Here is a 23,638-nt window from a genome sequence, read left to right on the forward strand (position 1 = left end):
TGCAGCACCACGCCAGGATGGGTGCGCGCGGCTACGCTGAGCGCGCCCGAAGGCTGTTCACCCAGTTGCGCAGCAAGCGCATGCCCGCTTCGCCCGACTTCTCGGGGTGGAACTGGGTCGCCGCAAGCGGACCGTTCTCCACTGCGGCGAGAAAGCGCCCGCCGTAGTCCGCCCAGGTGAGCTTCGCTTGCGGGAACGGGCCACCGGACTGCAGCTCCCAGCGCTGGGCGGCGTACGAGTGCACGAAGTAGAACCGCTCGTCTCGCACGCCGTCGAACAGCACGGAGTCTGGCGGGGCATCCACCGTGTTCCAGCCCATGTGCGGCAGCACATCGGCCTGTAGCCGTTCGACCGTTCCCGGCCACTCGCCGAGTCCTGCTGCGTCGTGCCCGTGCTCCACGCCGTGCTCGAAGAGAACCTGCATGCCTACGCAGATGCCCAGCACGGGGCGGCCCCCGGCGAGCCGGCGATCGATGAGCTCAGCACCGCGAACGGCATTCAACTGGTCGACGACAGCCTTGAACGCGCCGACTCCCGGAACCACCAGTCCGTCGGCGTCGAGCGCGGTCTGCCGGTCGGCCGTGAGCGTCACGCGGGCACCGACGGCCTCCAGCGCCTTGGCGGCCGAATGCACGTTGCCCGAGCCATAGTCGAGCACCACCACGGAGGGCACACCCCCGGGAGCCTCGCTCATAGCGCACCCTTGGTGGAAGGGATGCCTTCCACGAGCGGATCGAGCGTCTTCGCCTGACGGAATGCCCTCGCGAACGCCTTGAACTCGGCCTCGGCGATGTGGTGAGGATCCCTGCCACTCAGCACGCGAACGTGAACCGTGAGCGCCGCGTTGAAGGCGATCGCCTCGAAGACATGCCGAACCATCGATCCGGTGAAGTGCCCGCCGATGAGGTGGTGCTCGAATCCCTCGGGTTCCCCGGTGTGGACGAGGTACGGGCGACCGGAGACGTCCACGACGGCCTGCACGAGCGCCTCGTCGAGGGGAACCGTGGCATCGCCGTAGCGCGAGATGCCTGACTTGTCGCCGAGGGCATCCTTGATCGCCTGCCCGAGCACGATTCCCACGTCTTCCACCGTGTGGTGCACGTCGATCTCGATGTCGCCGTTCGCCCGAACCGTGAGGTCGGTCAGCGAGTGCTTCGCGAACGCCGTGAGCAAGTGGTCGTAGAACGGCACCGACGTTTCGATGCTGCTGCGGCCCGTACCGTCGAGATCGAGCGACAACTCGATGCTCGACTCGCTGGTCTCGCGGCGGATGCTCGCGGTGCGGCTGCTCATGCCATCGATCTTAACGGGCGCGTTCGACGGGTCGCGCCGCGTGCGGCGAGCGCGAGGCGGTCAGTTCGGCCATCGCGTCGAGGAACACGGTGGTCTCCGCCTCGGTGCCTGCACTCACGCGGAGGTGGTGCGGGATCCCGACATCGCGGACGAGGATTCCCCTCTCCCGCAGCGCAAGGAAGGTGGCGTGCGGGTCTTCCACGCCGCCGAACAGCACGAAGTTGCTGCCCGAGTCGTGCACGGCGTAGCCGAGCTCGGTCAGTCGCGATGCGATCCGATCGCGCTGCAGCACGATGTCGTGAACGGTCGCCAGCATCTCTTCGGAGTGGCGCAACGCCGCCACCGCCGCGGCCTGCGTGAGCGCGGAGAGATGATACGGCAGGCGCACCAGGCGAAGCGCATCGGTCACTGCGGGGTCGGCGGCCAGGTACCCGAGCCGAACGCCGGCGAAGGCGAAAGCCTTGCTCATCGTGCGGGAGACGATCAATCGCTCACGGCCGGGGAGCAGCGTCAGGGCGCTCGGCGACCCTTCGGGCATGAACTCCGCGTACGCCTCATCGACGACCACCATCCCCAGCGTTGCGTCGTACACGGCCTCGACGACATCGAGACCGAGCGGCGTGCCCGTCGGGTTGTTCGGCGCGCACAGAATGACGACGTCCGGCCGGTGTTCGCGCACGGCTGCCGCTGCAAAGTCGGGCGCGACGACGAAGTCCGCTCCGCGATCCGCTGCGATCCATCCGGTGCCAGTGCCCGAGGCCAGCAGCGGATACATGGAGTACGTGGGCGAGAAGCCGAGCGCCGTGCGCCCAGGGCCTCCGAACGCCTGCAGGATCTGCTGGAGCACCTCATTGGAGCCGTTCGCCGCCCACACGCTCGAGGCATCAAGGCCGTGCCCGAGGTAGCCGGCAAGAGCAGCGCGCAACTCGGAGAACTCTCGGTCCGGGTAGCGGTTGGCGCTCTTCAACGCAGCTGCGACGGCCTGGAGTACGTCGGCCACCACGTCGTCGGGAATCGGATGCGTGTTCTCGTTCACGTTGAGCGCGACGGGCACGGGCGCCTGGGGCGCTCCATACGGCGACTTGCCGCGGAGATCGTCACGAACGGGGAGGTCGGAGAACGAGGTCACGAATCAATGCTAGGGCGGCCACGAAACGTCATCGGCCCCCAGGGATCGCCCGAAAGCGAGTCGATCACTTGCCGCTGCGGTCGAACTCGTGCGGAACGGCGAGCTGCTGTCCCGCCTGTACGAGGCTGGACGACAGACCGTTGAGATCGATGAACGCAGCCACGACGTCGCGCGGGTCGCTCCGCGGAGCCACCTCTTCAGCGATGCTCCATAGTGAGTCCCCCGGCTGAACGGTGAGGTGCCGGAACGACGAGGACGACGCCTCGCTCCCCGCCATCGCCGCACCGCTCGCGGCGAACGCTGCACCGCCTACGAGCAGCGGGAGCACGATGAGTGCAGCGAGCACCACACGGCCACGGCGCGTCAATCGCGTACGTGTCGCCGTGCGCGATGCCTGTGCTGTTTCGGCTCGGCGGGAAGCAGCAGGCCTTGCGGCGGTGTGCCCGAGTGCGATGGTCGTCATGGCCGGTTCCCTTCCTTCTCGAACCCTTGTTCCGAACCTATCTTCGAATGACCAGAAATTCAACTCGTATGTTCGGATGTTGTTCGATTCTTTTGTCAACACGCTCGAACAAAACCGCCGATACGTACTGAAAGGCAGATAGAGTTTCGATCGTTGGGAAAAGTTGAACATGAGCCACCGACATTCCCTCCCGAAGGCATCCGATGCGACACTCGGAGGCTTGAAACGAACCGCCGCCCGCAGTCCAGCGTGTGGCTCAAGAAGACGGCGCGCGTCGCCGACGAGGAGAGGACCTGCACGTTGACCGACGTAGACGACGTTCCGGCCGCGGCTTCCACTGCCGACCCCGGCGCAAGCGCCAGCCAGAGGCGTGCGGCGACTGACAAGCCGCGTACCAGGCGACGCAAGAACCTCAGCGACAAGCAGCGGTCCATCCTCGAGGTCATCCAGCGGTCCGTGAGCCAGCGCGGATATCCGCCGAGCATGCGCGAGATCGGCGACGCCGTGGGCCTCGCCTCGCTCTCGAGCGTCGCCCACCAGTTGAGCCAGCTCGAGCTGAGCGGATACCTGCGGCGCGACCCCAACCGTCCTCGCGCCCTCGAGGTGCTGATCGACCTTCCGGAGAGCACGGGCCGCACCGAGTCGGTGACCGACTTCGAGACATCCATCCCGGTCGGCGACGCGACCATGGTTCCCATGGTGGGACGCATCGCGGCGGGAGTACCCATCACCGCGGAGCAACAGGTGGAAGAGGTGTTCCCACTGCCCCGTCAGTTGGTCGGGAATGGTGAACTCTTCATGCTGAAGGTGCAGGGCGAGTCGATGCTCGACGCCGCCATCCTCGACGGCGACTGGGTCGTAGTGCGTCAGCAGAAGACCGCCGAGAACGGCGACATCGTCGCGGCCATGCTCGACGGCGAGGCCACGGTCAAGGTGTTCCGTCAGCGTGACGGGCACACTTGGCTGCTCCCCCGCAACTCCGCCTATGAGCCGATTCTCGGCGACTTCGCCGAGGTGGTCGGCAAGGTGGTGGCGGTGCTTCGAGCCGTCTGATGACCGAAGAACCCGTTACGTCCGTAGAGCTCGAGCATCATTTCGACGCTCCCCGCGAACGCGTCTGGAACGCCTGGACCCACCACGAATCCGTGAGTGCGTGGTGGGGCTCGCAACCCGGCGGCGTCGTCACCTCGGCGGCGCTCGACGTGAGGCCGGGCGGCCGCTTCGAGATCTCGTTCACCGATCCCGACGGTGACAGGCACACCTGCAGCGGGAGCTATCTCACCGTGCAGGCGCCAGCGCTGCTCGATTTCACGTGGTCGTGGAAGAGTGAGCCGGGCATCACATCGCGCGTGACGGTCGCCTTCGCCGACGAAGGCACGGGCACCGCGATGCGATTCGTGCACGGCGACCTGCGCGGTGTGTCCCAGCACGGTTACGCCGAGGGGTGGCGCCGCACGTTCGCGAAACTGGACGGCTTTCTCGCGACACGCGGATAGGCATCCGTCTTCGGTTCAGGTCACGGCTGTGGCAGGCGATCACCTGCCACAGCCGTGCCTTCGCTACGCCGGCTGCTTCTCGCGTACCGCCCGAGTCGCCTCGATGATGTTGCGAAGCGATGCGACCGTCTCGTCGTAGCCCCTGGTCTTGAGGCCGCAGTCCGGGTTCACCCATACCTGCCGCTGCGGGATGCCTGCAAGCGCCTTCTCGAGCAGCTCTGTCACCTCGGCAACAGACGGAACCCGCGGCGAGTGGATGTCGTACACCCCGGGTCCGATGCCGTGATCGAACCCACTGGCCTTGATGTCGTCGACGACCTCCATGCGGCTGCGCGCCGCCTCGATGCTCGTCACGTCGGCATCCAGATTGCGGATCGCGTCGATGACCACGCCGAATTCCGAGTAGCACAGGTGGGTGTGGATCTGCGTGGCGTCGCCCACGCCGCTCGTGGCGAGACGGAACGAACCGACGGACCAATCGAGGTAGTCCGGCTGATCCTTCTTCTTGAGCGGGAGCAGTTCGCGCAGAGCGGGCTCGTCGACCTGCACGATGCTGATGCCCGCCGCCTCCAGGTCGGCGATCTCGTCGCGCAGCGCCAGAGCCACCTGCCTTGCGGTTTCGCCGAGCGGCTGGTCGTCGCGCACGAACGACCACGCCAGGATCGTCACGGGACCGGTGAGCATGCCCTTCACCGGCTTGTCGGTGAGCGACTGGGTGTAGGTCGACCAGTCGACGGTGATGGGCTTGGGCCGGGAGACGTCTCCCCACAGGATCGACGGACGCGTGCACCTGCTGCCGTACGACTGCACCCAGCCGTTCTGCGTGACCGCGAAGCCGTCGAGGTTCTCGGCGAAGTACTGCACCATGTCGTTGCGCTCTGGCTCGCCGTGCACGATGACGTCGATGCCGATCTCCTCCTGCAGGTCGACGACGCGCTTGATCTCCGCCTGCATGAGCCCGAGGTACTCCGCCTCGGTGATGATGCCCTTGGCGAACTGTGCCCTGGCACGGCGGATGTCGCTCGTCTGCGGGAACGAGCCGATGGTGGTCGTGGGCAGCAGGGGAAGGCCGAGGGCGGCGTCCTGTGCCGCGAGACGGCGCTCGTAGTCGCCGCGCTGGAAGTCGGTCTCCGCCAGGGCGGCCGCCCGCACGCGCACGGCGCCGTCACGCACGCCGGGTGCACTCGCCCGGTCGGCGAGGGCAGCGGATGCCTGTGCCAGTTCCTCCTGGATCTCCTCGTGCCCGTCCTCCAGGCCACGAGCCAGCGTGGCAACCTGGCCGACCTTCTGGTCGGCGAACGCGAGCCACGACTTGAGGCGCGCGTCGAGCGCCGGTTCGTCATCCACATCGTGCGGCACGTGCAGCAACGACGTGGACGTCGATGCCGCCAGGTTCGGTGAAAGCGCCAGGAGCGATTCGAGCTTGCCGAACGCGGCCTCGAGGTCACCCCGCCACACGTTGTGGCCGTCGATGACACCACCAACGAGGGTCTTTGTGCGCAGCGCGGCCTTCGTGTCGGCATCCTGCACCGAAGGGATGTTTCCGCGCACGAGGTCGAGAGAGATCACCTCCACCGGCGTTGCTGCGAGCACGGGCAGTGCGTCGTCGAGGCTGCCGTACGGGGCGGCGACGAACAGGCTAGGGCGATCCGATCCGGCGCCCAGCACGTCGTACGCCTGCCTGGCCGCGGCAAGCACGTCAGCGCGTGCGTCGTCGAGGCTCTCGCTCACGAGGGCCGGTTCGTCCAGCTGCACCCATTCCGCGCCCGCGGCCTTCAGCCTGGCCAGGAGTTGCACGTACACGGGAAGCAGTTCGGCCAGTCGCGACAGCGGACGGAACGCGTCATGAGCACCGTCGGCGGCCTTGCTCAACGCGAGGAACGTGACCGGGCCGACGATGACCGGGCGGGTCAGGTAACCGTCTGCCTTGGCCTCCTCGAACTCGCGAACGATGCGGTCCGACGCGAGCCGGAACTCGGTCTCTGGTCCGATCTCCGGCACCAGGTAGTGGTAGTTCGAGTCGAACCATTTCGTCATCTCGAGCGGTGCGTCCTCGCCTGCGCCGCGGGCGATCGTGAAGTAGCCGGCGAGGTCGACCGCGCCGGAGGCATCCTGCAGCGCAGCGAACCGAGCGGGCACCGCGCCTACCGTGACGGCGGCGTCGAGCACCTGGTCGTAGTAGCTGAAGGTCTCAGGGATGGCTGAGGCCGCCTTGTCGAGCCCCAGGTCGGCGAGTCGGGCACGCGTGGCCCGACGCAGCTCTGCGGCTGTCGCCTCGAGCTCGTCGGCGGTCGTGGTTCCCGCCCAGAACGCCTCGACGGCCTTCTTGAGCTCTCGCCGGCGACCGATGCGCGGGTAGCCGATGATCGTGCCGGTCGGAAAAGTGGAGGAGGTCATGCGTGTTCCTTCTGCTTGCTGGCCTGCTGGTTGAGTGTGGAAGTCGTCGCCGCTCGTTCGGCGGATGTCTGCATGGCAGCGTCGTCGTCGAGCGCGGAGGAGTCGATCAGGCCGCACCGCTCGAGCACGGCGAGCGATGTCTGCGGCTGGTTGAACGTGCAGAGATGGATGCCTGGGGCTCCGCCCGCGACGAGCCGCTGGGTGAGGTGCGCGGAGTGCTCGATGCCGATCTCCCGTCTACCCTCGTCGGTGGGTTCCACCTCGAGGCGGATGCTGAGGTCACTCGGCAGGTCCTCGCCGTTCAGTTCGAGAATGCGACGGAGCCGCGCAGGCGAGGTGACGGGCATGATCGCGGGCAGGATCGGCAGGGTGACGCCCGCCCGGCGTGCTCGGTCCACGAACGAGAAGTAGTCCTCGGCGTGGAAGAACAACTGGGTGATCGCCAGGTTCGCGCCTTGCGCCTGTTTGGCAAGCAGGGTGTCGATGTCCTGCTCGATCGAACGCGAACGCGGATGCCCGTTCAGGTATGCGGCGACGGCGATCGTGACCCTCTCACGCCTGCCGACAGCGCTCACCCCCGTCATCCCGGGCACGGGGATCTCCCGATACGGGGCGTGCTCCGCCTGAATGCGGTGGATCAACTGCACGAGCTCCGAGGCGCTGTGGAGATCCCCGAGCGGTTCGTCCGCAGCTGCACCGGCCGGCGGATCGCCGCGCACTGCGAGGAACCGGGTGACGCCGGCAGCCAGGAACTCGCGGATCATTCGGCCGGCCTGCTCGTGGGATGACCCGACGCAGGTGAGGTGCGCCATGGCAGGCACGGATGTCGTCTGGGTGATGTGCTTCACAACGTCGAGAGACGACGCGTGAGACGAGCCACCGGCGCCGTAAGTAACCGAGATGAAGCGCGGCCCGACGGCGGCGAGGCGCTCGATCGTGCGCGGCAGGGCACGGGCCGCCGCCTCATTCCGAGGCGGGTACAGCTCGAACGAGAACGGAGTGCCTGCAGGACACGGTCCGACGGCGTCGCCCGACGATGTCACGCCTACTGAGGGCGCGGTGCCGCCGCCGGCATGCTGTGCGCTCATGGCAGGCTCCCTCGTCGGGCGGCGCGGCGATGGCATGTCGTGGCCGATGGCATCCGCACCGCAGTGTGTACGACCGCGCGATCGCGGCCATCGTATCTACGGTTCGGGGCGGGTGCCGGGCTCGGCTGTCGCTCCAGTCGAACCTGCCGTGCGGCACGGCTCGACGAACAATGCCCCAACAGTACCAAGGCCGCTCGACAACGGATGCGACGTATTACGCCGCACTACAACACGGTCGCTCAGGGAGCGGTAAGCAGGGCATGCTCGGCGCGGAACGCCTCGAACACCGGCACGAACTCGGGCGCGACTTTCGCCGTGACGCGCGTTCCCTCCGGCTCGTATGCCGTGTTCACGACGCGTCCGCGTTCGTGCAACGCCGAGACCAGATCTCCCCTGTCGTAGGGGATCAGCACGTCGATCTCGACGGAACGATCTGGCATCATCCGTGCGATCGCGGCGAGCACCTCGTCGATTCCCTCACCCGTGCGCGCTGAGGCGAAGATCGCCGCAGGTTCGATGCCGCGCAGCTCGAGCTTGCGGCCCTCGTCGATCAGGTCGGACTTGTTGAAGACGACCAGCTCGGGCAGATGCCGCCCACCGACGTCGCCGATCACGTCCCGCACGGTCGCAAGTTGCGCTGCAGGATCTGGGTGCGAGGCATCCACGACGTGCACGATCACGTCCGCGTCCGCCACCTCTTCCAACGTGGAACGGAAGGCCTCGACGAGCTGGTGCGGCAGGTTCCGGACGAATCCCACCGTATCGACGAGGGTGTACAGGCGCCCATCCGCCGTGATGGAACGACGAACAGTGGCATCGAGCGTGGCGAAGAGCGCGTTCTCGACGAGAACGCCTGCCTTCGTGATGCGGTTGAGCAGGCTTGACTTGCCGGCGTTGGTATAGCCCGCGATGGCCACCGATGGCACGCTGTTGCGGCGACGGTTGGCCCGCTTGGCCTCACGTGCCGGCTTGAAGTCCTTGATCTGCCTGCGCAGCTTGGCCATGCGCGAATGGATGCGCCTGCGGTCGAGCTCGATCTTCGTCTCACCCGGGCCACGGCTGCCCATACCCGAACCGGCTCCGCCGACCTGGCCACCCGCCTGGCGGCTCATCGACTCACCCCAACCACGAAGCCTCGGCAACAGATACTCGAGCTGCGCAAGCTCCACCTGCGCCTTGCCCTCGCGACTCTTCGCGTGCTGGCTGAAGATGTCGAGAATGACGGCGGTGCGGTCGATCACCTTCACCTTCACCACGTCTTCAAGCGCACGCCGCTGGCTGGGCGCCAACTCGGTGTCGGCGATCACGGTGTCGGCGCCGAGCGCGGCCACGACGTCGTGAAGTTCCTGAGCCTTGCCGCTCCCCAGATACGTGCTGGGGTCCGGGTGCGGGCGACGCTGCAGTAGTCCATCGAGCACGACGGCACCTGCGGTCTCGGCGAGTGCAGCCAGTTCCCGGAGCGAGTTCTCGGCATCCGCCAGCGTTCCCGCGGAGTACACGCCGATCAGCACGACGTTCTCCAGTCGCAGCTGCCGGTACTCCACCTCCGTGACGTCTTCGAGCTCCGTGGAGAGTCCGGAGACGCGGCGCAGAGCGGCGCGCTCCTCGCGGTCGAACTGCTCCCCGTCGGAGTCATGCCCGTCGGCAGCGGCGTTCTGCAGGGCTTGGGCGCCCTGCCCGAAGATCGTTGTTCGTGCTGACGCCTGCTCGGCGCGTGCGAGCACCCTGGCCACGACGTCGTCGCCCGCTGCGTCGACAGCGGCGCCCGTCTCGTCGTCAGCTTCTTGCGGCTCGACGGCCCGGTTCTCTTCTTCGAACGCGTCGCCGCGTCGGCCGTGCAGTTCGCTGTCGGTATGCGTCATCGTGTGGTCCACCATAGTTCTCTCCACCGACGACGTCTGCGTCTCGGCCGTTCTCGGTTCGTGCTGCTGTTCCTGTTTCAGCGTTCTGTCGTTCCGTTCTCTGTTGGTCTTCGTGTCTGGTTCCGTCTTCGCGTGTGTTCGAGTCGGTGCCGGCCTCCGGTACCGTCCTTGGTATGGCCAGCGGCGAGCACTACTTCACGTCACGACCCGGCGGCGACGCCAAGATTCATCCCCTCCGAGTACGCCTTGCCGGCCGCGAGCTGGAACTCGTCACAGCTGCTGGCATCTTCAGTCCAGATCGCATCGACGCCGGTACTCAGGTGCTCCTCGCAGATGCACCCGCTGCACCCGCGACCGGGGATCTCCTCGACCTCGGCTGCGGCTGGGGACCGGTCGCGCTGACGCTCGCTCTCGAGTCTCCCGAGGCAACCGTGTGGGCGGTCGACGTCAACGAGCGGGCACTGGATGTCGTGCGTCGCAACGCCGAGTCGCTCGGCCTCTCCAATGTCAACGCCGTGGTTCCCGAGGATGTTCCCGATGCCGTCTCGTTCGCGGCGATCTGGTCGAATCCTCCCATTCGCATCGGCAAATCCGAGCTCCACGATCTGCTGCTGCAATGGCTGCCGCGCCTGGCCGTCGATGCGGATGCCTGGCTCGTCGTTCAACGCAACCTCGGCTCCGATTCGCTGCAGCGCTGGCTGGAGACGGCGTTGAGCGACGAGCTGCGTGTTCGGCGGGCATCCTCGAGCAAGGGATATCGCGTGCTGCACGTGCACCGCGCCGGCGCCTGACCAGCACGCGCACGACCCGGCGCCATTCGCTAGCCGACCGTGAGCTCCCCGTCGTAGACGAGCTCGGCCGGGCCGGAGAGCGCGACGTGTTCGCCGTCTTCGGCAGGGAACATCCGCACGCCAAGGGTGCCGCCCGGTGTGCGCACCTTCCAGTTGTCCGGCGCCCCATCGCCTGCCCAGTACCGGGTGGCGAGGGCGGCCGCCGCGGTGCCGGTGCCGCAGGCGAGCGTCTCGCCGCTGCCGCGTTCGTGCACCCGCATGCGGATTCGCCCGACCCCGTCGTCGACGAGCGGCTCGAACGGCACGACGAATTCCACGTTCGCGCCGTTCACGGGCGGCGGGTCGAGGATCGGCATGGGTCCGAGGTCGATGCGATCGAGCTCGTCGTCGTCCGCCAGGGCCACTACGACATGAGGATTGCCGACGTCGATGCCGAGGCCAGGACGGGCGATACCGAGGTCTTTGGCTCGCACGAGAGGGTCGTCGCCGGTCAGCTGCCAGCGCCCGAGGTCGACCTGGAATCCTGTGCCGCTCTGCTGCACATCACGCACGCCTGCCCGTGTGGCGATCGGGAGGGACTGACCAGGCCGCAACTCTGCCAGACCGCCGTCGATGAGGTAGCGGGTGAACACCCGGATGCCGTTGCCGCACATCTCTGCCGGTGTGCCGTCTGCGTTGTGGTAGTCCATGAACCACTCGGCCGTCGGATCTTCGGACAGCGCGAGCCCACCCTCCGGAATCGCGGATGACCGCACGGCGCGGATGATCCCATCTGCTCCGACACCGAAGTGGCGGTCGCAGATCAACGCGATCTGAGCAGCTGTGAGCTCGACAGCACCGTCGGGATCGGAGAAGAGCACGAAGTCGTTCCCTGCCCCGTGCCCCTTGCTGAAGGAGAGTGTGGTCACCGCGCAAGCCTATCCAGTGCCGCAGCGGTCAACCCTTCCCGTGTGCTCGAGCGGGTTGCCTCAGCGGCTGCAGACCCGTCGAGTTCAGCAGCAGCCAGCGTTGATGCCTCGAGCCCGGATACGTCGAGCCCGGATGCGTCCAGCCCGGATGCGTCCAGCCCGGATGCGTCCAGCCACTCGAGTTCCGGGTATCGCTTGAACCACGACACCTGACGCCTGGCATACCGACGAGTGAGCCGCTTCGTCTGCTCGATCGCGTCGTTCTGCGATAGTTCTCCCCGCAACTGCGCGACCGCCTGCGCGTATCCGATGGCCCGCGAGGCGGTCACCCCCCGCTCCAGACCCTGTGCGATGAGACCACGCACCTCGTCGAGAAGCCCGCTCGCCCACATCCGCTCGACGCGGGCATCCAACCGCTCGACAAGTCGCTCCCTTGGCACGCTCAGCCCGATCACGACCACCGGTGACCAGGGAACGGGCTCTTGGGGCAATGCCGCACCGTGACCCTGCTCGCGCAGTTCGGCGATCTCGAGGGCGCGGATGACCCGGCGCGCGTTGGCGGGATCGACACGTTCCGCGGTGGCCGGGTCGAGCATCCGCAGCCGCTCCAGCAGCGGTCGCACACCGGATGCTTCAGCCTCCTGCTCAAGGCGGGCTCGCACTGTTGCGTCCCTGCCGGGAAACTCGAAGTCGTAGAGCACCGCCGAGACGTATAGTCCGGATCCACCGACCAGGATCGGTACCGCCCCTCGCGACCTGATCTCTTCGATCGTCGCGCGCGCCAACGGCTGGTACCAGGCGACCGTTGCTTCTTCGGTCACCTCGAGCACGTCGATCAGGTGGTGGGGGACGCCTCGCCGCTCGGCCATCGGCAACTTCGCGGTTCCGATGTCCATGCCGCGGTAGAACTGCATGGCATCGGCGCCCACGATCTCCGCGCGGACGCCTCGTGCCGCCAGCGCGAGCGCAACGTCCACTGCGAGGTCGCTCTTACCCGTTCCGGTTGCGCCGACGATCGCGAGATAGGGCTGCGTGGCCGGTCCGCTTGGTTGCTCCCGAGTGCCGGTCACGTCCGTTCCGGACGGGTCACCGCTCGCCGTCGCCCGGGTCGTAGATAGGTGTCGTAGGTCCGGCCGCAGTGCCCGGCTCCAGACGCGAGCGAAGAATGGGAAGCCCGAGTGACACCCGCCCCTCGCCTCCCCCTGCCGTGCTGTGCGTGGGGACCGCGCACGACTCGGCCTCTGCTCGGTCCCACGCGTCGCCGGCTCGCGTGCGGCGCACTCGTAGGGGTTCGCCTTCGGCCGCATCCGCCAGGAGGTGGAACGGCGCCGCGTGAGTGACTCGGACGGTCACGACATCACCCGGGCGCGGCGTCTCGGACCCCACCGGGATCTCGAAGTGCACGAGCCTGCTGTCTTCGGCGCGGCCGCTCATGCGATGCGTTTCGGCGTCTTTCTTGCCCTCGCCGGTAGAGACGAGCACCTGAACCTCACGCCCGACGAGTTTCTCGCTCTCTTCGAGCCCGATCTGCTCCTGAAGCGCGATGAGACGCTCGTACCGTTCCTGCACGACCTCTTTCGGCACCTGGCCGGACATCGTGGCCGCGGGTGTTCCCGGTCGCGCGGAGTACTGGAAGGTGAAAGCAGACGCGAATCGCGCCTCTTCGACGACACGCAGAGTCTCCTGGAAGTCCTCTTCGGTCTCGCCCGGGAAGCCGACGATGATGTCTGTGCTGATCGCCGCATCAGGGACGCGAGCGCGCACTCGGTCGAGGATGCCGAGGAACTTCGCGGACCGGTAGCTGCGTCGCATGGCGCGAAGGATGCGGTCGGAGCCGGACTGAAGCGGCATGTGCAGTTGGGGCATCACGGCGGGAGTCTCGGCCATCGCGTCGATGACGTCGTCGGTGAACGCGGCGGGGTGCGGGGAGGTGAAGCGGATGCGCTCCAGCCCGTCGATCTCGCCCGCAGCCCGCAGCAGTTTGCCGAACGCGAGGCGGTCGCCGAAATCGACGCCGTAGGAGTTCACGTTCTGGCCGAGCAGCGTGACCTCGATCGCTCCGTCGTCGACGAGGGACTGGATCTCGGCGAGAACCTCGCCCGGTCGCCGGTCGTTCTCCTTGCCCCTGAGCGAGGGCACGATGCAGAAGGTGCACGTGTTGTTGCAGCCGACCGAGATCGACACCCAGCCGCTGTAAGTGGAGTCTCGCTTCGTCGGGAGCGTGGACGGGAACGTCTCGAGCGCATCGAGGATCTCCACCTGCGCTTCGTGATTGTGCCTTGCGCGTTCGAGGAGATTCGGCAGCGAGCCCATGTTGTGGGTGCCGAACACGACGTCGACCCAGGGCGCCTTCTCGAGAATGACGTTCTTGTCCTTCTGCGCTAGGCAGCCGCCGACGGCGATCTGCATGCCGGCGTGCCGGCGTTTGACGGAGGCGAGGTGGCCGAGGTTGCCGTACAGCTTGTTGTCGGCGTTCTCGCGAACGGCGCACGTGTTGATGACCACGACGTCGGCTTCGGCGCCGGATGCTGGCACGTACCCGGCTGCCTCCAGCGATCCGCTCAGTCGCTCGGAATCGTGCACGTTCATCTGACAGCCGAAAGTGCGCACCTCGTAGGTGCGAACGCGGCCGTCGGTGTCGATGGCGGCATCCGAGACCGAGATCGACGCCGGCGCCGAACTGGGACGGATTCGGTCGGCGATGCTCATAGTGCGCACTAGTCTACGTTCGCGTGGATCATGCTCAGCGTGCTCGCTCAGTCGAAGCCGACTCAGCGGAACCTGACTCCGTGACCGCTGGCGGAGCCGTTCCGCGGATGCCCTTCAAGGGCGGTACCGACGGCGGCACGGATCACGCTGCCGTCGTATCCCTTGCGCGCTAGGAATGCGCTGAGCCGACGTACGGCCACGTCGTAGTCCAACGAACTCATTTGACGTGCCCTGGAGACCGCCAGTTCCGTTGCTCGCTCGAGCTCGTCATCGCCGTCGAGTTCGGCCATCGCGTCGGCGATGATTCCTTCGTCGAGGTGCCGTCTGCGCAACTCGAGTTCGATGACGGCGCGCCCGGCCCCCTTGCGGGTGTGCAAGGCGTACACCATGGACACCGCGAGTGCCGCGTCGTCGACCAGGCCGACACTCTCCAGCCGGTCGAGCTCGGCGGCCGCCGTGCGCTCGTCGACCTCGCGCTTGGCCAGCACCTGTTCGAGTTCCCAGCGCGACATGCCGCGGCGCGCGAGCTGGTGGATCGCGACGTTGTTGGCACGCGTCGCCTTGCGATCGCTCTGCCTAGGCTCGCTCGGCTCGTCAGCATCGACTCGCTGGCGCGGGACGGCGCGGACGCGTGCCAGCGCCTCTTCCGCAGCAGGAGACGGCTGAGCGCCAGGCAGATACGTCACCGGGGCGACGTGGGACTCCGCATCCGCACCGGCGCCGGCACCGGCACCGGCCGAAGGATGTTGAGACCGGAGTCGACGGCGCGTGTCACCTCGTTCGTCGGACCGACCCGCAGATCGATCGCGTGTATCTCCGCCGGACCCGGCAGGAGGGAACTGCACCACCATCGTGCCCTCGTCTCGGTCAGGCGCCCTTGCGCTGAGCGATCTTCGGCGCGATGGGCTCGACGTTCGAAGTCTCCGCTTCCGCGTTCGGGTCGGCGACGACACCGAGCTTGACCAGGATCTTGCGCTCGATCTCCGCTGCGATGTCAGGGTTGTCGATCAGGAAGTTGCGAGAGTTCTCCTTGCCCTGACCCAACTGGTCGCCCTCGTACGTGTACCAAGCGCCGGACTTCTTGACGATCCCGTGCTCAACGCCGAAGTCGAGCAGACTGCCCTCGCGGGAGATGCCGACGCCGTACAGGATGTCGAACTCGGCCTGCTTGAAGGGCGGCGCCATCTTGTTCTTGACGACCTTGACACGGGTTCGGTTTCCCACGGCCTCCGTGCCGTCTTTCAGCGTCTCGATACGGCGGATGTCGAGCCGCACCGACGCGTAGAACTTCAGCGCCTTGCCACCTGAGGTGGTCTCCGGGCTACCGAAGAAGACGCCCACCTTCTCACGCAGCTGGTTGATGAAGATCATGGTGGTGTTGGTCTGGTTCAGAGCTCCGGTCAGCTTGCGCAGCGCCTGGGACATGAGGCGTGCCTGCAGGCCGACGTGCGAGTCGCCCATCTCACCCTCGATCTCCGCTCGCGGCACGAGCGCCGCGACCGAGTCGATGACGATGAGATCGATCGAGCCGCTGCGCACGAGCATGTCGGCGATCTCCAGCGCCTGCTCCCCCGTGTCGGGCTGTGAGACCAGGAGCGAGTCGATGTCGACGCCCAGCTTCTTCGCGTACTCGGGGTCGAGGGCGTGCTCGGCATCGATGAACGCGGCGATGCCACCCCCCTTCTGCGCGTTGGCGATCGCGTGCAGGGTCAGGGTCGTCTTACCCGACGACTCTGGTCCGTAGATCTCCACGATGCGACCTCGCGGCAGTCCTCCGATGCCCAGTGCGACATCGAGAGCGATCGACCCGGTCGGAACTACCTCTACCGGTGCGCGCTCGTCGCTGCCCAGTCGCATGACCGAGCCCTTGCCGAACTGGCGGTCGATCTGCGCGAGGGCGGTCTCGAGTGCCTTTTCGCGGTCTGCTGGGGTGGGCATGTGTGGCTTCCTTTCGCCGGAACAGTCGAGCGTTAATCGCTGTTCGTACGGTACGGCGCACCTGCGACATCGGTTGTGTTCGGTGGGCGCGAAGTGGATAACTCGCTTCGAGAAGGTCTGTGACCTCAGAGTACCAACAACCGAACATGTCTTCGTATGTTCTGGGGTGTGTCGCGCGCTCACGAGAACGGATCAGCGACGGCGCGGCTCCGGAAGACCGACTCCGTGCCGGCGCTCGACTGGCACTTCCATCGCCTCGCACAACGCGAGCCACACCTCGCGTTCTGGCACGCCGGCGGCCAACGCCTGGTCACCCGTACGGTGGCCGAGCTTGTCGATGACAAGGTCTCGCAGCAGCGCCCGGCCGTACTGTTCTCCGAACTCAGTGGCCATGGCCCGTCGGAATTCGCTCGCACGCACCGCGACAGCATAAAGCGGCTGGCGCGCATCCGTTCCGTTGCCCGGTCTCTGCTCGCCTGCTCATCCGCCGTTGCTGCGGCACGCACAAATGCGTGATGCCCCGCCGAGGCGGGGCATCACGATGTGTCGAAGTGCTAGCGCGTCACCGAGTGACGAGATCGGCATCCAGCGCCGCGACGAACTCGTCGGGCACGGTGTCTGGGATGACCTGGTCGATGCCCTCGAGCACGGCCAGCCGATCGCCGACCTCGCGCATGATCACGGAGATCGGTGTGTCGAGAGCCTCGGCCACGGAAGCGAGGATCTCGCTCGACGCTTCTTTCTGGCCTCGCTCGACCTCGCTCAGATAACCGAGAGCAACACTCGCCCGGCTCGCGACCTGACGAAGAGTGCGCCCCTTCTGCAGGCGGAAGTCCCGTAGCACGTCGCCGATTTCTTGACGTACAAGAATCATTGGAGCCTCCTTTTCTCTCCTGCCACAACCTTCGATCGGACGCTCAGGATGCCTAACGCTATGTGCATCCAGTCCCTGAACTCTAACCATCGATGACTGGGGTTTGGTTGGGAATACGTCTTGTGTAACCAACTCGAAACCCCCGCTATTCCGACGGGGTCGCCGCCGCGCGAGGCGGGTCGGTCCGCAGGAAGCGCTCGACGAGAGCCTGCACGGCCGCCTCGACCGACCTCGATCTGATCTGCGCCCTCGTGCCCTGCAGCGAGAGTTCGATCGCCTCATCGGTGTCGCCGTACGACAGGCCGACGAAGACTGTGCCCGGTGAGCGCCCGCTCTGCGGGTCCGGCCCGGCGACGCCGGTCGTCGCAACACCGATGCTCGCCGCTCGACCGTCGACCGCGAGGGCGGTCCGCACGCCGCGGGCCAGCTGCCTCGCCACCTCGGGATGCACGGGCCCATGCTCGGCCAGGAGCCCGGCATCCACGCCGACGAGCGAGCGCTTGAGCTCGGTGGCGTACACCACCACACCCCCGAGCACCACAGCGGAGGCGCCTGCCGGCCTGGTCAGCTCCGCTGTCAGCGCGCCACCCGTGAGCGACTCGGCAACGGCGATCGTCAGATGCTCGGCCGTGAGGCGCCCGATCAGGTCAGCGGTCGGATCGGCGGAAGCCCCCGCCATGGTCATTCCCGTCTCCCGGAGAGACTGCGCCGCAACCGGTACGCCTGCCACATGTAGTCGACTCCCGACCACACGGTGAGCACGAGCGCTATCCCCATGAGCGCCCAGTTGAGCCAGAAGATCCAGTCGCCGAGGACCGTCCAGACCGGCGCGAGCGCGAACGATATGGCCACAGCCTGCGCCACCGTCTTGAGCTTGCCGCCGCGTCCGGCCGGCACCACGTTGCCGCGCGAGAGCTCGACCATGCGCCAGACGGTGATGCCCACCTCGCGCACAACGATGACGATCGTCACCCACCACCACAGCTCTCCAAGGATCGACAGGCAGACGAGAGCCCCGGAGGTGAGCAGCTTGTCGGCGATCGGATCGAGGATCTTGCCCAGGTCGGTGACGAGGCCACGCCGTCGCGCGATGGCGCCGTCCACACCGTCGGTCGCGATGGCGATGATGAAGATGGCCGCCGCGACCCAACGCAGGACACCGTCAGCACCGGCATCCCAGAGCAGCAGCCAGAAGAAGACCGGAGCGAGCACGATGCGCGCAACGGTGATGAGGTTCGGCAGATTGAAGTTGCCTGGTGCGGTCGGCGTTGAAGCGCGGCCGGGATCGGTCATGCACCAAGCCTACGGTGGCGGCGCCCACCGTTTCCCCGGGTTGCGGCGGCCGGGACCACCCCGCGTGACGGGGTGGCGTCAATCGCGGCCGGTCAGGCCCCAGGCATCCTCGTCGGAATCGCCGTCGGTCTCCTCGAGGTCGGCGAACTGCCGCCCGACGGGATCGTTGTCGTAACGCTGATCCGTCCCGTCAGGGGCTTGCGGGGCCTGTCCGCCCTGGCCGCCGCCTCCCCCTGCCGGTGCCGGCGGAGCAGCGGATGCCTGTCCCCCGTCGTCGCCGCGCAGCCTTGCCATCACCTGAGGCAGCTGCTCGGGCGTGACCAGCACATCGCGGGCCTTGGACCCCTCCGACGGCCCGACGATATCGCGCGACTCCAGCAGGTCCATCAGACGACCCGCCTTGGCGAAGCCGACCCTCAGCTTGCGCTGCAGCATCGACGTCGAGCCGAACTGGCTCGACACCACGAGCTCGGCCGCCGCGAGAAGCAGCTCGAGGTCGTCGCCGATATCGGAGTCGATCTGCTTCTTCTCCGGGCCGGCCGCGACATCCTGCCGATACTCAGGCCGAGCCTGACTGGTGACGTGCTCGACGACACGCTGGATCTCGCTCTCGGCGACGTATGCACCCTGCACGCGAATGGCCTTTGACGCGCCCATGGGCAGGAACAGCCCGTCACCCTGTCCGATCAGCTTGTCCGCGCCGGGCTGGTCGAGGATGACTCGCGAGTCGGTGACGCTCGCCACGGCGAATGCGAGGCGCGAAGGCACATTCGCCTTGATGAGCCCCGTTACGACATCCACCGACGGTCGCTGCGTTGCGAGCACGAGATGGATTCCGGATGCCCGCGCGAGCTGCGTGATGCGGACGATGGAGTCCTCGACGTCGCGTGGCGCCACCATCATGAGATCGGCGAGCTCGTCGACGACGACGAGCAAATACGGGTAGGGCTTGAGCTTGCGCTCGCTCCCCTGCGGCAGAACGATCTCGTCGTTGCGCACGGCCTTGTTGAAGTCGTCGATGTGCCTGAAGCCGAAGCTCGCCAGGTCGTCGTACCGCATGTCCATCTCTTTGACGACCCATTGCAGCGCTTCCGCCGCTTTCTTGGGGCTCGTGATGATGGGCGTGATGAGGTGCGGAACACCTGCGTAGACGGAGAGCTCGACGCGCTTCGGGTCGATGAGCACCATGCGCACGTCGCTGGGCTTCGCACGCATCAGCAGGCTCGTGATGAGAGTGTTCACGAAGATGGACTTACCTGACCCGGTGGAGCCTGCCACCAGGAGGTGCGGCATCTTGGCGAGGTTCGCCACGACGAATCCGCCGCCGACATCCTTGCCGACCCCGATGGTCATGGGGTGGTGGCTGTTCATGGCCGCGGCAGAGCGCAACACGTCGCCGAGCGACACGATCTCACGGTCGGAATTCGGAATCTCGACACCGATCGCGCTCTTGCCCGGGATCGGCGAGAGGATGCGCACCTCGTTGGAGGCCACGGCATACGAGAGGTTCTTGCTGAGCGCCGTGACGCGCTCCACCTTGACGCCAGGGCCGAGTTCGATCTCGTACTGCGTGACTGTCGGTCCGCGCGAGAATCCCGTCACTCGGGCATCCACCTGGAACTGGTCGAGCACGGAGGTGATGGCCGCTACCACCTCGTCGTTCGCTGCCGAGCGCGTCTTCGCCGGCGTCCCTGCGGACAGTGTGGATGCCGCGGGCAGCACGTACGGCGCGTCCGGCACCGATTCCAGCGGTCGCGCGGCCTCCGCGGCCGCCTCGTCGAAGTCGTCTTCCGACAGCCCGCCGAACCCCGGGAGCACTGCCGTCGCCGTGTCGTCGCGCAGTCCCGTCGGATGCTTGCCCGCCCTCGCGAGATCACCCGTGAACCTGCTCACCGCGTTCTCGGCATCCTTGAGATCGGCCAGCACCTCGGTCTTGTAGTCCTGCGGCACCTGCTCGAGGGCCGTGTCGAAGCCGCCAGCAGCGTCGCCGCCGAGCACCTCGGTGAACGATGTGACCGCCGGCTCGAACTCAGGGTCTTCCTCGCGGCCGCTCTTGTTGCGCCGCCACCACGGCATGTTCTCGTCTGCCTCGGCCGGTTCGTCGTCGGCCGAGTCCTTGCCTCGTTTCGACTTGCGGCCGGCCCGCTCGTCCGGCTCGGCCTCGTCGCCCTCGGCGCCCTCTGTCGTCTGCGCACCGAACAGGTACGAGTACAGTTCGCCCAACCGTCGACCGATACGGTTCGGCGGCGTCTTCGTGATGATCAGCACACTGAGAGCCAGCACGACGATGACGATGGCGGCCGCGCCGAAGGGCGTCGCGACGGCCACCAACGGCGCACCGACCATCCAGCCGATCACTCCGCCCGCCTTCGCGAGTTCGGCGATGCCGTCGCTGGGCTGCGGGCGGGCGGAGAAGATCTCGCACAACGCCGACACCGTCACGAGCAGCAGGGCCAGTCCGATTCCGATGCGGGTGTTGTCGTGCACGGACGCCGGATGCCGGAACAGCCAGACCGCGAGCAGCAGCATCACGACGGGAAGCCCGAACGCGACGCGGCCGAAAAGCCCGCCGAACGTCCACGCGTCGAGCTGCTGGGCGACCGCGTTATCGATCAGGAACCACTCGACCACGGCTCCCGCGACGGCCAACAGGATGATGAAGAACGGCAGACCGTCGCGTCGTTCCTCTTTCGCGAGCTTCTCCGGTCCGAACGCACGCGCCGCTCCACCCACGACGTGCGCGAGTCCCAGCCATGCCTTGGCGAGGATTCCGCGCTCGGGCTCCGCCGCCGGCAGGACCTTCGTCTTCTGGGTCGCCGTCTGACGCGAGGGCGTGCGCGTGGCCGACGTGCCCCGCGCGCGGGCGCGCGACGTCGACTTGGTGCTCGTGGCCATGCGTCAACGGTAGCGGCGGCATCCGTCTTCACCCGGGAGCAGCGAGGGGTGTCTCCCAGATGGTGCGCCATACGACGCCACGGTGCTCAGGGCAGGACACGCACCATGACGTCGGCGCGGTCTCCTGACGACACCACCGTGTAGCCCTCGCTCACGTAGAGCCGCTTGGCGTGGTTGGCGCGATCCACGCTGAGGCTCACCCGGTTGTGCCCGGCCCTTGCGGCCTCCGCGTGCAAGGTCTGCAAGAGCAAGCGTCCGACACCCTGCGCCCGCCAAGGCGGCTTCACTCCGAGCGTGAGTTCAGGAACGCCGACGGCGACGAAACCGGAACCCGGGTGGTCGGCTGGAAAGAGCCGCACCCAGCAGGCACCGATCGGAGAGCCGTTCTCGTCTGTGGCGACAAGGCCCATGTCGCCCGGCCTCTGCCAGCCTGCGATGTAGCGCGAGACCCTCGGGTCGTCGAGAACTGCGACGCGCGAGCGCTCGGGAAGCGCTGTCCAGTTCGCCGCCTCCACGAGCATCTCGCTCAGGAAGCGCGCGTCGCCAGGCGTCGCCTGGCGCACCGTCACGCCGTCCATGCCAAGCGACGCTACGCCCGTCCTGTTACAGCCGCATGTCGCTGTACGAGGCTTACAGCCGATCGAGGCTTACGCCTCGATGCTCCGCCTGCACCTGATCGAGGCTCACGCCTCAATGCTCTGCCTGCACCTGATCGAGGCTCACGCCTCAATGCTCTGCCCGTGGCTGATCGAGGCTTACGCCTCGATGCTCTGCCCGTAGCTGATCGAGGCTTACGCCTCGATCACGAGCGGGACGATCATCGGGCGACGACGGTAGCTCGTGTTGACCCAGCGGCCGACCGTGCGACGCACGACCTGGCTCAGCGCATGCGCGTCGCGCACGCCGTTGTGGGAGGCATCCGTCAGCGCGGCAGCGATCTTCGGCTTCACGTCGTCGAACACGGCGTCGTCTTCAGCGAACCCCTTCGCGTGGATCTCGGGACCCGTGATCACACGGCCCGTGCCCGCCTCCACAACGACGATGATCGAGATGAAGCCTTCTTCGCCGAGGATCCTGCGGTCCTTGAGGTCGGCATCCGTGATCTCGCCGACCGACGAGCCGTCGACGTAGACGAAGCCGAGGTCGAGCTGCCCGACGATGCGTGCGACGCCATCGCGCAGATCGATGACGCTGCCGTCCTCGGCCAGGAGCGTGTTCTGCTCGGGGATGCCGGTGTCCTGCGCGAGCTTCGCATTGGCAACCAGGTGCCGGTATTCGCCATGCACCGGCATCACGTTGCGCGGCTTCAAGATGTTGTAGCAGTACAGGAGCTCGCCCGCCGCTGCGTGGCCGGAAACGTGCACCTTCGCGTTGCCCTTGTGCACGACCGTGGCTCCGAGCTTGGTGAGCCCGTCGATGACCCTGTAGACCGCGTTCTCATTACCTGGAATGAGACTCGAGGCGAGGATGACCGTGTCACCGTTGCCCACCTCGATCTGGTGATCGAGATTCGCCATGCGCGCGAGCACCGCCATGGGTTCGCCCTGCGAGCCCGTCGACATGTAGACGATCTTGTCGTCGGGCAGGTCGGCCGCCTTCTTGTAGTCGATGAGCACGCCCTCGGGAACGTGAAGGTAGCCGAGATCGGCGGCGATCGTCATGTTGCGCACCATGGATCGGCCGAGCAATGCGACTCGCCTGCCGTTCGCGGCCGCGGCATGCAGCACCTGCTGCACACGGTGAACGTGGCTGGAGAAGCTGGCGACGATCACGCGCCGAGGTGCTCGCGCGATCACGGTGTCGAGCACAGGACCGATCGACCGCTCGAGGGCGGTGAAGCCCGGCACATCGGCATTCGTGGAGTCCACGAGGAACAGGTCGACGCCCTCCTCCCCCAGTCGCGCGAACGCGCGCAGGTCGGTGAGGCGGTCGTCGAGCGGGAGCTGGTCCATCTTGAAATCGCCCGTGTGCAGCACGAGGCCCGCACTGGTGCGGATGGCGACGGCCAGAGCGTCGGGAATCGAGTGGTTCACCGCGACGAACTCGAGCGAGAAGGGACCGAGCTGCTCGCGGCCGCCCTCCTTCACCGTCAGCGTGTACGGCTGGATGCGGTGTTCCTTGAGCTTCGCCTCCACGAGCGCGAGCGTGAGGCTCGATCCGAGCAGCGGGATGTCGGGTTTGAGTCTGAGCAGGTAGGGGACGGCTCCGATGTGGTCCTCATGACCGTGCGTGAGCACGACGCCCAGGATGTCGTCAAGCCGGTCTCGCACGGGCGAGAAGTCGGGCAGGATCAGGTCGACGCCTGGCTGGTCCTGTTCGGGGAAGAGCACACCGCAGTCGACGATCAGGAGCTTGCCGTCCATCTCGAAGACGGTCATGTTGCGGCCGACCTCGCCCAGGCCTCCCGTCGGGATGATGCGCAGTGTTCCTGGTTCAAGCGCGGGCGGGTCGTATACCGAATCGGGCATATGCCATGCCTCCATTGTTCGTGGGCCGGTCGCG

Annotated in this window: 22 protein-coding genes; 3 read left to right on the forward strand and 19 right to left on the reverse strand. The window is 66.9% G+C overall.

Going from position 1 to position 23,638, the window contains the following annotated elements; translation table 11 throughout:
- Nucleotides 1-31: 31 nt before the first annotated feature.
- The 4 genes from hisH to ACO2Q7_RS15090 all read right to left on the reverse strand — a co-directional run bounded on the left by hisH (nt 32) and on the right by ACO2Q7_RS15090 (nt 2,885).
- The gene (gene hisH, locus ACO2Q7_RS15075) at nt 32-694 is read right to left on the reverse strand and encodes an imidazole glycerol phosphate synthase subunit HisH (RefSeq protein ID WP_423356535.1); all 663 of its coding nucleotides are present in this window, start codon (nt 692-694) and stop codon (nt 32-34) included.
- Nucleotides 691-1,293 carry an imidazoleglycerol-phosphate dehydratase HisB gene (gene hisB, locus ACO2Q7_RS15080; RefSeq protein ID WP_423356536.1) on the reverse strand — a complete coding sequence of 201 codons (603 nt, stop codon included), beginning with the start codon at nt 1,291-1,293 and terminating at the stop codon, nt 691-693. The genes hisH and hisB overlap by 4 nt, the downstream gene beginning before the upstream one ends.
- A 10-nt stretch (nt 1,294-1,303) precedes the next feature.
- Nucleotides 1,304-2,422, reverse strand: a complete 1,119-nt coding sequence (locus ACO2Q7_RS15085) for a histidinol-phosphate transaminase (protein ID WP_423356537.1) — start codon at nt 2,420-2,422, stop codon at nt 1,304-1,306.
- Nucleotides 2,423-2,486: 64 nt separating this feature from the next.
- Nucleotides 2,487-2,885 (reverse strand): LysM peptidoglycan-binding domain-containing protein, encoded by a 399-nt coding sequence (locus ACO2Q7_RS15090; protein WP_423356538.1) that lies wholly within the window; start codon nt 2,883-2,885, stop codon nt 2,487-2,489.
- Nucleotides 2,886-3,317: 432 nt separating this feature from the next.
- On the opposite strand from ACO2Q7_RS15090, the gene lexA reads away from it, so the two are divergent.
- Together lexA and ACO2Q7_RS15100 are read left to right on the forward strand one after the other, a co-directional pair.
- On the forward strand, nt 3,318-3,938 hold the full coding sequence (gene lexA, locus ACO2Q7_RS15095; RefSeq protein ID WP_423356911.1) for a transcriptional repressor LexA: 621 nt from the start codon (nt 3,318-3,320) through the stop codon (nt 3,936-3,938).
- Complete coding sequence (locus tag ACO2Q7_RS15100; RefSeq protein WP_423356539.1) at nt 3,938-4,381, forward strand: SRPBCC family protein; 444 nt, start codon at nt 3,938-3,940, stop codon at nt 4,379-4,381. The genes lexA and ACO2Q7_RS15100 overlap by 1 nt, the downstream gene beginning before the upstream one ends.
- A gap of 63 nt (nt 4,382-4,444) precedes the next feature.
- On the opposite strand, the gene metE is transcribed toward ACO2Q7_RS15100, so the two are convergent.
- From metE to hflX, 3 genes are all read right to left on the reverse strand, one after another.
- Nucleotides 4,445-6,778, reverse strand: coding sequence for a 5-methyltetrahydropteroyltriglutamate--homocysteine S-methyltransferase (gene metE / locus ACO2Q7_RS15105; protein WP_423356540.1), 2,334 nt, complete (start codon nt 6,776-6,778; stop codon nt 4,445-4,447).
- Nucleotides 6,775-7,866, reverse strand: a complete 1,092-nt coding sequence (locus ACO2Q7_RS15110) for a methylenetetrahydrofolate reductase (protein ID WP_423356541.1) — start codon at nt 7,864-7,866, stop codon at nt 6,775-6,777. The genes metE and ACO2Q7_RS15110 overlap by 4 nt, the downstream gene beginning before the upstream one ends.
- 239 nt (nt 7,867-8,105) lie before the next feature.
- Nucleotides 8,106-9,728 carry a GTPase HflX gene (hflX, locus tag ACO2Q7_RS15115; RefSeq protein ID WP_423356542.1) on the reverse strand — a complete coding sequence of 541 codons (1,623 nt, stop codon included), beginning with the start codon at nt 9,726-9,728 and terminating at the stop codon, nt 8,106-8,108.
- Between the two features lie 173 nt (nt 9,729-9,901).
- On the opposite strand from hflX, the gene ACO2Q7_RS15120 reads away from it, so the two are divergent.
- Nucleotides 9,902-10,519 (forward strand): class I SAM-dependent methyltransferase, encoded by a 618-nt coding sequence (locus ACO2Q7_RS15120; RefSeq protein WP_423356543.1) that lies wholly within the window; start codon nt 9,902-9,904, stop codon nt 10,517-10,519.
- Nucleotides 10,520-10,548: 29 nt separating this feature from the next.
- Here the strand turns inward: ACO2Q7_RS15120 and dapF are convergent, their stop codons facing one another.
- The 12 genes from dapF to ACO2Q7_RS15180 form a co-directional block, all read right to left on the reverse strand.
- Nucleotides 10,549-11,427 carry a diaminopimelate epimerase gene (gene dapF / locus ACO2Q7_RS15125; RefSeq protein ID WP_423356544.1) on the reverse strand — a complete coding sequence of 293 codons (879 nt, stop codon included), beginning with the start codon at nt 11,425-11,427 and terminating at the stop codon, nt 10,549-10,551.
- Nucleotides 11,424-12,497, reverse strand: coding sequence for a tRNA (adenosine(37)-N6)-dimethylallyltransferase MiaA (miaA, locus tag ACO2Q7_RS15130; protein ID WP_423356545.1), 1,074 nt, complete (start codon nt 12,495-12,497; stop codon nt 11,424-11,426). The genes dapF and miaA overlap by 4 nt, the downstream gene beginning before the upstream one ends.
- A gap of 16 nt (nt 12,498-12,513) precedes the next feature.
- Nucleotides 12,514-14,136, reverse strand: coding sequence for a tRNA (N6-isopentenyl adenosine(37)-C2)-methylthiotransferase MiaB (miaB, locus tag ACO2Q7_RS15135; protein WP_423356546.1), 1,623 nt, complete (start codon nt 14,134-14,136; stop codon nt 12,514-12,516).
- Between the two features lie 62 nt (nt 14,137-14,198).
- Nucleotides 14,199-14,822, reverse strand: a complete 624-nt coding sequence (locus ACO2Q7_RS15140) for a regulatory protein RecX (RefSeq protein ID WP_423356547.1) — start codon at nt 14,820-14,822, stop codon at nt 14,199-14,201.
- Between the two features lie 181 nt (nt 14,823-15,003).
- Nucleotides 15,004-16,074 (reverse strand): recombinase RecA, encoded by a 1,071-nt coding sequence (gene recA / locus ACO2Q7_RS15145; protein ID WP_423356548.1) that lies wholly within the window; start codon nt 16,072-16,074, stop codon nt 15,004-15,006.
- A gap of 192 nt (nt 16,075-16,266) precedes the next feature.
- Nucleotides 16,267-16,494, reverse strand: coding sequence for a DUF3046 domain-containing protein (locus tag ACO2Q7_RS15150; protein ID WP_423356549.1), 228 nt, complete (start codon nt 16,492-16,494; stop codon nt 16,267-16,269).
- A gap of 142 nt (nt 16,495-16,636) precedes the next feature.
- Nucleotides 16,637-16,948, reverse strand: a complete 312-nt coding sequence (locus tag ACO2Q7_RS15155; protein ID WP_423356550.1) for a helix-turn-helix domain-containing protein — start codon at nt 16,946-16,948, stop codon at nt 16,637-16,639.
- A gap of 145 nt (nt 16,949-17,093) precedes the next feature.
- A complete protein-coding gene (locus ACO2Q7_RS15160) occupies nt 17,094-17,627 on the reverse strand; it encodes a CinA family protein (RefSeq protein ID WP_423356551.1) in 534 nt (177 codons plus the stop codon).
- A 2-nt stretch (nt 17,628-17,629) separates the two neighbouring features.
- Complete coding sequence (gene pgsA / locus ACO2Q7_RS15165) at nt 17,630-18,241, reverse strand: CDP-diacylglycerol--glycerol-3-phosphate 3-phosphatidyltransferase (RefSeq protein WP_423356552.1); 612 nt, start codon at nt 18,239-18,241, stop codon at nt 17,630-17,632.
- Nucleotides 18,242-18,319: 78 nt separating this feature from the next.
- Nucleotides 18,320-21,136, reverse strand: coding sequence for a DNA translocase FtsK 4TM domain-containing protein (locus tag ACO2Q7_RS15170; RefSeq protein WP_423356553.1), 2,817 nt, complete (start codon nt 21,134-21,136; stop codon nt 18,320-18,322).
- A gap of 86 nt (nt 21,137-21,222) precedes the next feature.
- The gene (locus ACO2Q7_RS15175; protein WP_423356554.1) at nt 21,223-21,714 is read right to left on the reverse strand and encodes a GNAT family N-acetyltransferase; all 492 of its coding nucleotides are present in this window, start codon (nt 21,712-21,714) and stop codon (nt 21,223-21,225) included.
- Nucleotides 21,715-21,927: 213 nt separating this feature from the next.
- Nucleotides 21,928-23,604 carry a ribonuclease J gene (locus ACO2Q7_RS15180; protein WP_423356555.1) on the reverse strand — a complete coding sequence of 559 codons (1,677 nt, stop codon included), beginning with the start codon at nt 23,602-23,604 and terminating at the stop codon, nt 21,928-21,930.
- Nucleotides 23,605-23,638: the final 34 nt, after the last annotated feature.

The organism is Rathayibacter sp. KR2-224, assembly GCF_049446075.1.
Taxonomy (GTDB): domain Bacteria; phylum Actinomycetota; class Actinomycetes; order Actinomycetales; family Microbacteriaceae; genus Humibacter.